Genomic DNA, 12085 nt, shown 5'->3' with positions numbered 1-12085 from the left:
TTTATTTTTTGCTATCACCGAAAATAGTGCGGATCCCGCATGGTATTTAGGTTTACCCATCATTAAATACCATTGTTGTTATTTTAATCTTTTTAATATTTCATGATTAAGATCACACTAAAATTATGACCCTATTAACTAAAAGTTATGGATACCCTAATAAAACTCATTGTTAAAGATTAGTTAACCAAAGTAACTTCATTTTTCACTATTGTTAAATTGTTATAGTGAAAATTCTGGTAAACTAATAGAGGTAAAAAAATGATCCTAGATGCCAGTTATACATTATTAGTCGCATGTATCGCGCTACTCATAGGAATGTTTGTCGTAAAATTTACCCCGTTCCTACAAAAAAACCACATACCAGAAGCCGTCGTTGGTGGCTTTATTGTTGCAATTGTTCTGTTAATTATTGATAAAACATCAGGTTATTCGTTTACTTTTGATGCTTCATTGCAAAGTTTATTAATGCTCACATTCTTTTCCTCTATCGGGCTAAGTTCTGACTTTTCTCGACTGATTAAAGGAGGAAAGCCGTTAGTTCTATTAACTATTGCAGTAACGATCCTAATCGCCATTCAAAATACTGTCGGCATGAGTATGGCTGTCATGATGAATGAAAGTCCATTTATTGGCTTAATTGCAGGTTCAATTACTCTAACAGGTGGTCATGGTAATGCCGGAGCATGGGGCCCTATTCTCGCTGATAAATATGGTGTAACAGGCGCCGTTGAATTAGCGATGGCTTGTGCAACACTTGGATTAGTGTTGGGTGGTTTAGTTGGCGGCCCTGTTGCCCGTCATCTTTTGAAAAAGGTCTCTATTCCTAAAACAACCGAGCAAGAGCGCGACACTATCGTTGAAGCTTTTGAGCAACCAAGCGTCAAAAGAAAAATCAATGCAAATAACGTTATTGAAACCATTTCAATGCTGATTATCTGTATTGTTGTTGGTGGCTATATCAGTGCATTGTTTAAAGATACTTTTCTGCAACTGCCTACTTTTGTCTGGTGTTTATTTGTCGGTATTATTATCCGTAATACACTGACTCATGTATTTAAACACGAAGTGTTTGAGCCGACCGTCGATGTATTAGGTAGCGTTGCTTTATCGCTTTTCTTGGCAATGGCGTTAATGTCATTAAAATTTGGTCAATTGGCAAGCATGGCAGGGCCAGTATTAATTATCATTGCTGTACAAACTGTTGTCATGGTGCTATTTGCCTGCTTTGTCACCTTCAAAATGATGGGCAAAGATTATGATGCTGTCGTGATCAGCGCGGGTCACTGTGGCTTTGGTATGGGAGCAACACCAACAGCAATTGCGAATATGCAAACAGTCACAAAAGCATTTGGACCATCACATAAAGCTTTCCTTGTCGTTCCTATGGTCGGTGCCTTTATTGTTGATATTTCAAACAGTATCTTAATTAAAATATTTATTGAAATTGGTACATACTTTACCTAATAGCTACACACTACTCGGCGTACTTCTCCTAACAATTTATTATAGGGCAGTATGCCGAGCCGCTTTCTTACCCCGTATATTCCCCTAGTCAATCTATTTAGCTTGCACGTTTACGAATTAATTCTCGTGACAACTAAACCAAAATTTGAATTATGACGAGTATATCTGATTATTTATACTTTATTCGTTAGAATAGTCCGTAGAAATAAATAATCAGTAGGCTACATGGAATGAAATTAAGACATCTCGATATCTTTTATGCTGTAATGACTTGTGGTTCCTTAACGCGTGCGGCTGAAGTTTTACATATTTCTCAACCCGCGGCGAGTAAAGCACTCAAACATGCTGAGCACTGAGAGATCCCCTCATAATTTCCCCAAAACGTAACCATGTGTGAATAGATTTTGAGTAAGCAGAGTTGCAGCCACGAGTGAGTCTTCCCTTGTTATTGTGTAGCCAGAATGCCGCAAAACTTCCATGCCTAAGCGAACTGTTGAGAGTACGTTTCGATTTCTGACTGTGTTAGCCTGGAAGTGCTTGTCCCAACCTTGTTTCTGAGCATGAACGCCCGCAAGCCAACATGTTAGTTGAAGCATCAGGGCGATTAGCAGCATGATATCAAAACGCTCTGAGCTGCTCGTTCGGCTATGGCGTAGGCCTAGTCCGTAGGCAGGACTTTTCAAGTCTCGGAAGGTTTCTTCAATCTGCATTCGCTTCGAATAGATATTAACAAGTTGTTTGGGTGTTCGAATTTCAACAGGTAAGTTAGTTGCTAGAATCCATGGCTCCTTTGCCGACGCTGAGTAGATTTTAGGTGACGGGTGGTGACAATGAGTCCGTGTCGAGCGCTGATTTTTTCGGCCTTTAGAGCGAGATTTATACAATAGAATTTGGCATGAGATTGGATTGCTTTTAGTCAGCCTCTTATAGCCTAAAGTCTTTGAGTGACTAGATGACATATCATGTAAGTTGCTGATAGGTTTCCAGTTTTCCGCTCCTAGGTCTGCATATTGTACTTTTCCTCTTACTCGACTTAACCAGTACCAACCCAGCTTCTCAACGGATTTATACCATGGCACTTTAAAGCCAGCATCACTGACAATGAGCGGTGTGGTGTTACTCGGTAGAATGCTCGCAAGGTCGGCTAGAAATTGGTCATGAGCTTTCTTTGAACATTGCTCTGAAAGCGGGAACGCTTTCTCATAAAGAGTAACAGAACGACCGTGTAGTGCGACTGAAGCTCGCAATACCATAAGCCGTTTTTGCTCACGGATATCAGACCAGTCAACAAGTACAATGGGCATCGTATTGCCCGAACAGATAAAGCTAGCATGCCAACGGTATACAGCGAGTCGCTCTTTGTGGAGGTGACGATTACCTAACAATCGGTCGATTCGTTTGATGTTATGTTTTGTTCTCGCTTTGGTTGGCAGGTTACGGCCAAGTTCGGTAAGAGTGAGAGTTTTACAGTCAAGTAAGGCGTGGCAAGCCAACGTTAAGCTGTTGAGTCGTTTTAAGTGTAATTCGGGGCAGAATTGGTAAAGAGAGTCGTGTAAAATATCGAGTTCGCACATTTTGTTGTCTGATTATTGATTTTTGGCGAAACCATTTGATCATATGACAAGATGTGTATCTACCTTAACTTAATGATTTTGATAAAAATCATTAGGGGATTCATCAGGGTTGAGCACACTTTTAGATTAATTAAAAGTATCTCTATTAGTCAAATCTATTTCTATTTTTTAGAATCGTTAATAGTGCGGTTAGTTTAACGTATTCTTTCTTCATTCTTCGTAAGTTCAAATCTTAATACAAGTTTGACATAACAATTTTCAAATATTACATGATAGAAATCATCGACATCAACAAAAATTGAGGGTATTGTATATTTATTCATCTAAGCAGGTGTTGTGATTAATTTGTCTGCTGTTTTTCATTTTGATCTTGGCTCAGATGTGTAGTTGTCTTTTTTTTTATTTTTTTCATAAACGATATTCAGGTTAATTAGGAGCCGAAAAATGCAACATATTATGGAAACAATTAGGAAAACAGAACAAGAATTTATTGAGATTCGACATCAAATTCATCAACACCCTGAAGTAGGTTTTGAAGAGAATAAAACCAGCGATTTGGTTGCAAATAAATTGGCTGAGTGGGGATACGAGGTTCATCGAGGGTTAGCCAAAACAGGCGTCGTTGGTGTTTTAAAAAATGGTACCAGTAATAAAAAAATTGGTATCCGAGCAGATATGGATGCTTTACCTATAATTGAAGCCTCCGGTAAACCTTGGAGCAGTCTTATCCATGGCAAATTTCATGGTTGTGGTCATGATGGGCATACCACTATTTTACTGTGTGCAGCTAAATATCTTGCCCAAACCCGTAATTTTGATGGCACGTTACATGTCATTTTTCAACCTGCAGAAGAGTTATTGTATGGTGGAAAGGTGATGGTGGATGATGGCTTATTTAAAAAATTTCCTTGTGATGTTATTTTCGGTATTCATAATATGCCCGGATTTAAAGAAGGCCATTTTTATTTTAGAGCCGGTGCACTTATGGCTTCATCCGATACCATTCATATCAATATTAAAGGGAAAGGTGCTCACGGCGCCATGCCTGAACGAGGAATTGATGCGACCCTTGTCGCATGTTATATCGGCACTGCACTGCAAAGTATTGTTTCTCGAAATGTTTCTCCGTTTGAGCAAGCTGTTATCACCATTGGTTGTATTCAATCTGGTGAAGCGCCGAATGTTGTTAATAGCGATGCATTTATGAAACTAACCGTTAGAGCATTAGATAATGATACCCGAACGTTATTACTTAAACGTATTACTGAAATTGCCACTTCTCAGGCGGAAAGTTTTGGTGCCTGCGTTAAAATAGAGCATGTCAATGGTAGTCCTGTTTTACATAATGGTGCGGATGCAACAAAATTTGCATTTGACGTTGCCCAAAAATTATTCGGAGAAGATCGCGTTCATGATAATTGCCATCCTTTTATGGGCAGTGAAGATTTTGCATTTATGTTAGAGAGTAATCCAAACGGTTGTTACATGATTATTGGCAATGGTGATGAACCTGGTTTTTGTAGTGTACATAATCCTGGTTATGATTTTAATGATAAATGTATTGTTCCTGCAGCGTCATATTGGGTTGCATTAACTGAAACATATTTAAGTAAATAAGGATAGCGTACATCTATGGCTAATTTAAATATGTCAAACTCAACAAATTCTGAAGCTGTGCCATTTAAAAATGAAAACCGGTTAATATTAGGTATTGTATTAGGGGTCATTACTTTTTGGCTTTTTGCTCAATCAATTGTCAATGTTGGGCCAGCAGTTCAGCATTCTGTCGGTATTACACCTGCGTCTTTTAATTTGGCGGTGAGTTTGACCGCCCTCTTTTCTGGTTGTTTTATTGTGGTTGCTGGTGGACTAGCTGATCGTTTTGGGCGGGTTCGTTTTACCTATTTAGGTTTTATTTTAAGTATTATTGGTTGCCTTTGTTTGATCTTCGCACAAGGTGAAGTGCTATTCATCATTGGACGCATTATTCAAGGTTTGTCTGCTGCCTGTATTATGCCCTCGACTTTGGCATTAGTGAAAACTTATTTTCATGGTAAAGAGCGCCAGCGCGCATTAAGTTTTTGGTCGATTGGCTCTTGGGGCGGTTCAGGTACTTGTGTGCTTGCTGGCGGTGCCATAGCGACTTATTTGGGTTGGCAGTGGATTTTTATTATTTCAATCATCTGTGCTGTGCTCGGTATGCTGTTATTGAAAGGTACACCAGAGACCAAAATTGAAGATCCTTCAAGTTTGCCAAAATTTGACTATGTAGGACTATTTGTTTTTGTTATTACTTTGGTTTCATTAAATCTTGTGATAACTAAAGGATCAACATTTGGTTGGACAAGTGTCGTGACATTATCCTTGGCTACGGTATGTTTTGTTTTTCTTATTTTATTTTTTGTTATTGAAACACGTAAAGCGAGTGGCGCTTTTATCGATTTTTCATTATTTAAGAATGTTCCTTACCGTGGTGCTACCTTATCTAACTTTCTGCTCAATTCTGTTGCCGGTACATTAATTGTTGCCAGTACTTATACTCAACAAGGGCGCGGTTTTACCTCTTTTCAAAACGGATTATTAACTATTGGTTATTTAGTGTCAGTGTTATGTATGATTCGAGTTGGAGAAAAAATCTTACAAAAAGTAGGCGCAAAAAAACCAATGTTACTCGGACCGTTAATTACTGGTTCAGGAATTGCGTTGATGACGCTGACTTTCTTACCCGATACGCTTTATATTATTTCGGTGTTGGGGGGCTATATTTTATTTGGTCTTGGCTTAGGTTTTTATGCAACGCCATCAATCGATACCGCAATATCAAGCGCTCCTGAAGATAAGGTCGGTATTGCATCAGGAATTTATAAAATGGCAAGCTCATTAGGCGGTGCATTTGGTGTAGCCATTTCAGCATCCACCTATTCAGCAATTATTGCCAGTGGTCAAAGCATAGCAATAGCTGCAGCACTGGGACTCTGGATTAGTGTTGGATTTTGTCTGTTATGCTTTACTTCAATTTTAATTTTAGTTCCAAGCAATGCCGGTAAGAATAAATAAATCAGGTTAACTTTTTATAATATTAAAACTTATCATTGGGGTGGAACTTTTAACTTCTATCCCTATTTTTTTAAAGATAGATGAATTAAACCCATAAAGCTTAAAAAGCAATATGGGGTTTGTTAAGGGAAATATTGGTTAATGGTGTGAATTTGTAGGTACATTCGATTTACAATACAAAAGTTCCAAAATGTACTTATTTATCTTATCATATTACCTTTTATCAAATTTATGTTTCATAATGGGCGCAAGTATGAGCACTAAATATTACTTCTGCTCCCAAGTCTGTACAATATGATCGTCTAGAGTAATCCGCAAACCATATCGGTTCTTACCTGTCTGGTTATATTTCCATATTTCTCTATGTTTTGTTTTCATTATTTTGACGGACTTGTCTGCTGGAGAACCTAAAGAATCGACTAATTGTTCAGCTGTTTGACCAACCCAAAAACAACGTTTCATGATGTTTTCAACAATTTCCACATCACCATACTTAATCAGTAAATGTTCCCTTCTCTTTTTTGTTGAATAAACATTCCAAGCAATAATAATTGCAATGCCTAAAACAATAAACACTATCCATTCCATGACTATATACTCTCATACAATATTGATAATCTCAAAAATCAAACAAATGAGTTAATTCAATCTCCAACCCTCTGGCAATCACCTCGATTACTTCTAAAGTTGGATTTCTTATCCCACGCTCAATACCACTAACATAGGTACGATCAAGCCCACATTTATCAGCAAATGTTTCCTGAGACATACCAGCCTGTTGTCTAAGCTTTTTAACGTGTTGTCCAAAAAGGACTTTTATTTTATCAGATTTTTTCATCTAATTATTATTACGTTATGTTGCTTATCAGACCACGGACTATAAGTCACATTTTAGTGGATTTATTACATGAATGTGACTTATAATCAACATTTAATTATTACTGATTCACATTAATCTATTTAGTTACTAGGAGGGGATCATTATGGAAAAAAGTGATTGGCACAAAGCAGATATTATTGCAGCTTTAAAGAAAAAAGGAACGACGTTAGCGGCAGTATCCAGACGAGCGGGATTGTCTTCAACAACACTAGCAAATACTTTATATCGCCCTTGGCCAAAAGGAGAAGCGCTTATAGCACAAGAATTAAAACTTCATCCCTCTGAAATCTGGCCTACACGCTATAATAAAAAGTAGTAAGACTGTTAATGGTAGGTAAATATTTGTTTAGGTTTATCCCACTTTATATGCTTTACCAAAACGACCAATGATCACCTTTTTATCGTCATCAATTTGTGTATCCACAAAGTCAGCCCATGTTTGCAACATTCCTCTACATAGAATAATCTGTAGATAAAATTAAGGCATAACAAAATGTTATGCCTTATTCATGGATAAGAGTGGAAGTGAGTAAACCCTAACTTATTTGCCAATACAGAATGAACTGAATATTCTTCCTAATAAATCATCAGAAGTAAACTGCCCAGTGATTTCACTTAAGGCTTCTTGAGCTAATCTTAACTCTTCGGCTAAGAGTTCACCTGCATGGAATGTTATAAGTTGGTATTGACCATTATTTAAATGCTCAGAGGCTTTTTCAAGTGCTTGCAGATGACGACGTCGAGCCAAAAAGCCACCTTCTGTACTGCTCGAAAATCCCATAGCTTGTTTTAGATGCTCACGCAATAATGTCACACCCTCCCCCGTTCGAGCAGATAATTGAATGAGCGCATATCCCTCTTCTTCGCTATAACCTAGTGCCTCGCCCGTTAAGTCCGCTTTGTTGCGAATCACTGTAACTGGTATATTTTTTGGTAATCGTTCAATAAATTCTGGCCAAAGTTTTTCAGGATTGGTCTCATTTGTTGTTGTGCTATCGACCATAAATAAAACGCGATCGGCTTGTTCGATTTCTTGCCATGCACGCTCAATACCTATCCGCTCTACTTCGTCACTTGCTTCACGTAGTCCAGCGGTATCAATGATGTGCAAAGGCATACCATCAATGTGAATATGTTCACGAAGTACATCGCGAGTAGTACCTGCAATATTGGTAACAATAGCTGCATCACGTCCAGCTAACGCATTAAGTAAACTGGATTTTCCGGCATTTGGTCGACCAGCAATAACCACTTTCATCCCTTCGCGCAATAGAGTGCCTTGTTTAGCTTCTTGGCGAACTTCGTTTAATCGTTCAATAACTTGATTCAGTTCTGCTTCTATTTTACCGTCAGAAAGAAAGTCAATCTCCTCTTCCGGAAAATCAATAGCCGCTTCCGTAAAAATACGCAAATGAATCAAGGATTCAACCAGTGCATTAACCTTTTTAGAAAATACACCTTGCAAAGATGAAATAGCAGATTTGGCCGCCTGTTCTGAACTGGCATCAATTAAGTCAGCAATCGCTTCGGCTTGGGCTAAATCAAGTTTATCATTTAAAAATGCCCTTTCCGAAAACTCACCTGGTTTGGCAATACGTACGTTAGCGATTTCAAGTACGCGTTTTAAAAGTAAATCTAAAATAACTGGACCGCCGTGTCCTTGTAATTCAAGCACATCTTCACCAGTGAATGAGTGCGGATTAGGAAAAAATAGAGCAATACCTTCATCAAGTGTTGAGCCATCGTTAGCTAAAAATGGAAGATATTCGGCATACCTTGGTCTAGGTAATTTACCTAATACTGCCTGCGCGACCTCTTGCGCTTTAGGGCCTGATATACGCAAAATACCTACACCACCTCGACCTGGTGGTGTTGCTTGCGCTACAATTGTATCTGATTTCATATTTGTTTATAGCTAATTTAAATTTTGATGATTAATGATATCATGGACGCTCGGCAAAAACAGTAGTGACTAACGCTTTTGCCGTTATTCGTTAATTTTAGCGTATTTTATCCATCATTTCGTAGTTAATTTGTGGTTTTTGTATTATCACTAGGGTGATCAAAGAGCCAAGAATTTGCTAATGCAAGTGGCTCGCGAATTAATGCAACATACTTATCACCATTATTAAACGCTAATGGTGCTGATAAACCCGATACATCATGCACACCAGAACGTTTGGCAAGCATTATCGAGCGTAAAATATGAAAATCGTTGGTAACAACTACAGTTTTGTCTAAAGGTAAAACCCTATTAGCAAAAATAAATTGCTCAGCAGTACGCCTTGATTTATCTTCTTGATAAACTCGGTTTGCCTCTATCCCTTTATCAATAAGATATTTTGCCATTACACTGGCTTCTGTTGCTGATTCGTCTTCACCTTGTCCACCACATACAACCACTTTAGTTTCAGGATTTTGGTTAAGATATTGAACAGCGACATCTAATCTGTCAGCTAAAGTTGGTGATGCTATAGCGGGAGTACCAATGACTTGGGAGCCTAATATAACCATGGTTTGGGCATGTTGACTCGGTTTTTTCTCAGCATAAATATAGATAACAATGTTACAGACAATGAAATAGATTAATATTAATAAAAAACCATACTTTATTAATTTCATTAACATTACCTTACCCCTTGTTTCACTTTTTAAAACAATTTTCAAAATGATCGTCGACAAGTCCCATTGATTGCATGAAAGCATAGCATATGGTAGAGCCGACAAAGGAAAATCCTCGTTTTTTTAATGCTTTTGACATTCGATCAGAGATGTCAGTATTAACAGGTACTTCACTCTTATCTTTAAAGTGGTTGATTATCGGTTTATTATCAACAAAAGACCAGATAAATTGTGAAAAATCTTCACCATTTTTTTGCATATTTAAATAGGCATGAGCGTTTTTGACAATACTGTTGAGTTTTAATCGGTTGCGAATCAATCCTTTGTTTTCAAGCAAATGTTCAATATCCTCAGGCATAAGTTGGATGATTTTATAAGGGTCGAAATTAAAAAAACAACGACGATACTCATCGCGCTTTCTTAAAATAGTAATCCATGATAATCCTGCCTGTTGTCCTTCAAGACAGATTTTTTCAAATAATTTTAAACTATCATATTGGGCTATTCCCCATTCATTATCATGATAATCAATATAAATTTGGTCATTTAAAACCCAATCACAGCGTGTTTTATTAGTATTATTCATTCTTGTTTTCATCCAAATTATTCAGTATTTTAAAAAATTTATTAATTTAAATTATAAATCAAATCCTCAGTTTTATAGCAAACATTAAATTTTTTTATGAGGGAAAAAAAGTCATTTTTTTGTGGCAGAATAATTTCTACATTTAAAAAAATCAAAAAGGATAGATTTTTTCTGGCTATCTCAAATAAATAGAAGGTTTTTCATGAGTCAATCTGAAATCAATGCCCAATGGCAACCTAGTGCTCGGCCATTAAATAGTAAGGATTTTAAGACATTAATATTGTCATCTTTAGGTGGAACACTTGAGTTTTATGACTTTGTTATCTACGCGCTATATATTGATACCATTGTCAAACCGCTGTTTTTGCCCCATACCTTATCGCCATTAACGTTAGATTTATTTGCTTGGGGTATTTTTGCTGCTGGTTATTTGGTTCGTCCAATTGGCGGTATCATCATGGCACACTTTGGCGACAAAGTGGGCAGAAAGCAGATGTTTACTCTTAGCGTAGCAATGATGGCTCTACCAACCTTTATTATTGGTGTGTTACCAACTTACGAAACCATTGGTATTTTTGCCCCTTTACTGCTGTTAGTTATGCGTATGTTACAAGGTGCTGCAATTGGGGGCGAGATGCCAGGTGCTTGGGTATTTATCGCTGAGCATACCCCAAAACAACGTTATGGTTTGGGTGTTGGTACGCTAACATCTGGTATCACGGGCGGTATTTTACTTGGCTTTTTCGTCACGATTATTATTGATCTCTATTTTACTAACCAAAATATTTTAGATTTCGCTTGGCGTATTCCATTTATTATTGGTGGTATTTTTGGCGTCATTTCCGTCTATTTACGAAAATTTTTATCTGAAACTCCAATTTTTAAGGAATTAGCTGCCCGTAAAGCTTTAGAAAAAAGCATTCCCGTTGTGACTGTTATAAAAAAACATAAAAAAGCTTGTTTAATTGTCGCTTTATTAACTTGGTCATTATCAACTGCAATTATGGTTGGTATTTTAATCACTCCCGGACGTATCGTGGGTGGTATGTATCATTTTGCTAATCTTGATTGGCGTATTGGTGGGTGTATTGCTGCTTTAACATTATCAATTGGCTGTGTTATTTCTGGTTGGTTAGATGATAAATTAGGAACAGCAAAAACCGTTATCGTGACTTGGGGCGGATTAGCAATAGCCAGTATCTATTTTTACAGTTCATTAAGCGCGGATATGTCATTAACAAAACTTTATTCGATTTGGGCAGTATTTGGCTTATTTATTGGATCCATCGCCATGACTCCAATTATAGGTACGAGAACGTTTCCCCCTGCTATTCGTTATTCAGGATTATCATTATCTTATAATTTAGCTTATGCTCTTTTTAGTGCAATCACACCGACTTTAACGATCTATTTATTAAGTCCTGATCATATTTTAGGTGAATATAGTTATCTTGGTGCAGGTATTTATATCTCAGCTGTAGCTTTACTTGCGGTTTTAGTTGGGTTTTCTCAGCTAGCCCAAAAGGGTTGGCAAAATAACACTGCTAATTAATCCGTCAATTAATCAAGATACCGAATAGAAACAGGGCAATCGCCCTGTTTTTTAGTTCAAGATATGATGAATCTTTAATGTATTAACACAAATACATTAGCGCATTGTAACAAACTCTTCTGCCGCTGTTGGGTGAATAGCAACAGTGTTATCAAAGTCTTTTGTAGCTTTACTTGCGGTTTTAGTTGGGTTTTCTCAGCTAGCTCAAAAGGGTTGGCAAAATAATACAGCTAATTAATCCATCAATTAATCAAGATACCAAATAGAAACAGGGCAATCGCCCTGTTTTTTAGTTCAAGATATGATGAATCTTTAATGTATTAACACAAATACATTAGCGCATTGTA

The 12085-nt window shown here is 37.3% G+C and carries 11 protein-coding genes and 2 pseudogenes; 6 read left to right on the top strand and 7 right to left on the bottom strand.

Translation table 11 applies throughout. From position 1 onward, the window contains the following. Window positions 1-261 precede the first annotated feature (261 nt). Complete coding sequence (gltS, locus tag H3S73_RS01115) at window positions 262-1467, top strand: sodium/glutamate symporter (RefSeq protein WP_000599533.1); 1206 nt, start codon at window positions 262-264, stop codon at window positions 1465-1467. 230 nt (window positions 1468-1697) lie between these two features. Further along, window positions 1698-1817: pseudogene (locus H3S73_RS01110) on the top strand (LysR family transcriptional regulator); the annotation flags it as partial. Window positions 1818-1832: 15 nt separating this feature from the next. Here the strand turns inward: H3S73_RS01110 and H3S73_RS01105 are convergent. Then, on the bottom strand, window positions 1833-3041 hold the full coding sequence (locus H3S73_RS01105) for an IS4-like element ISVsa5 family transposase (protein ID WP_001352368.1): 1209 nt from the start codon (window positions 3039-3041) through the stop codon (window positions 1833-1835). A gap of 444 nt (window positions 3042-3485) precedes the next feature. Here H3S73_RS01105 and H3S73_RS01100 point away from each other — a divergent pair, with 444 nt between their 5' ends. Further along, window positions 3486-4658, top strand: coding sequence for a M20 aminoacylase family protein (locus H3S73_RS01100; protein WP_086308354.1), 1173 nt, complete (start codon window positions 3486-3488; stop codon window positions 4656-4658). Window positions 4659-4673: 15 nt separating this feature from the next. Beyond that, on the top strand, window positions 4674-6098 hold the full coding sequence (locus tag H3S73_RS01095; protein ID WP_232352899.1) for an MFS transporter: 1425 nt from the start codon (window positions 4674-4676) through the stop codon (window positions 6096-6098). Between the two features lie 267 nt (window positions 6099-6365). Here the strand turns inward: H3S73_RS01095 and H3S73_RS01090 are convergent, their stop codons facing one another. Together H3S73_RS01090 and H3S73_RS01085 are read right to left on the bottom strand one after the other, a co-directional pair. Beyond that, complete coding sequence (locus H3S73_RS01090; RefSeq protein ID WP_065603627.1) at window positions 6366-6686, bottom strand: DUF2845 domain-containing protein; 321 nt, start codon at window positions 6684-6686, stop codon at window positions 6366-6368. Between the two features lie 31 nt (window positions 6687-6717). Further along, on the bottom strand, window positions 6718-6936 hold the full coding sequence (locus H3S73_RS01085) for a helix-turn-helix domain-containing protein (protein ID WP_065603629.1): 219 nt from the start codon (window positions 6934-6936) through the stop codon (window positions 6718-6720). Window positions 6937-7081: 145 nt separating this feature from the next. Between H3S73_RS01085 and H3S73_RS01080 the strand changes: the two genes are divergently transcribed. Further along, window positions 7082-7294, top strand: a complete 213-nt coding sequence (locus tag H3S73_RS01080) for a helix-turn-helix transcriptional regulator (RefSeq protein ID WP_198235834.1) — start codon at window positions 7082-7084, stop codon at window positions 7292-7294. Window positions 7295-7519: 225 nt separating this feature from the next. Here H3S73_RS01080 and mnmE read toward each other — a convergent pair whose 3' ends face one another. From mnmE to H3S73_RS01065, 3 genes are all read right to left on the bottom strand, one after another. Then, a complete protein-coding gene (gene mnmE / locus H3S73_RS01075) occupies window positions 7520-8881 on the bottom strand; it encodes a tRNA uridine-5-carboxymethylaminomethyl(34) synthesis GTPase MnmE (RefSeq protein WP_086318505.1) in 1362 nt (453 codons plus the stop codon). 125 nt (window positions 8882-9006) lie between these two features. Then, the gene (locus H3S73_RS01070) at window positions 9007-9600 is read right to left on the bottom strand and encodes a YdcF family protein (protein WP_172397881.1); all 594 of its coding nucleotides are present in this window, start codon (window positions 9598-9600) and stop codon (window positions 9007-9009) included. A gap of 22 nt (window positions 9601-9622) precedes the next feature. Further along, complete coding sequence (locus H3S73_RS01065) at window positions 9623-10186, bottom strand: DNA-3-methyladenine glycosylase I (protein WP_065738616.1); 564 nt, start codon at window positions 10184-10186, stop codon at window positions 9623-9625. Window positions 10187-10388: 202 nt separating this feature from the next. Here H3S73_RS01065 and H3S73_RS01060 point away from each other — a divergent pair, with 202 nt between their 5' ends. Further along, a complete protein-coding gene (locus H3S73_RS01060) occupies window positions 10389-11738 on the top strand; it encodes an MFS transporter (RefSeq protein WP_065738615.1) in 1350 nt (449 codons plus the stop codon). 96 nt (window positions 11739-11834) lie between these two features. Here H3S73_RS01060 and H3S73_RS13950 read toward each other — a convergent pair. Beyond that, window positions 11835-11900, bottom strand: a pseudogene (locus H3S73_RS13950) (hypothetical protein); the annotation flags it as partial. Window positions 11901-12085 lie beyond the last annotated feature (185 nt).

Source organism: Gilliamella sp. B14384G12 (assembly GCF_016101825.1).
GTDB lineage: Bacteria > Pseudomonadota > Gammaproteobacteria > Enterobacterales > Orbaceae > Gilliamella > Gilliamella apicola_N.
This window is presented reverse-complemented; position numbering and strand designations above follow the sequence as displayed.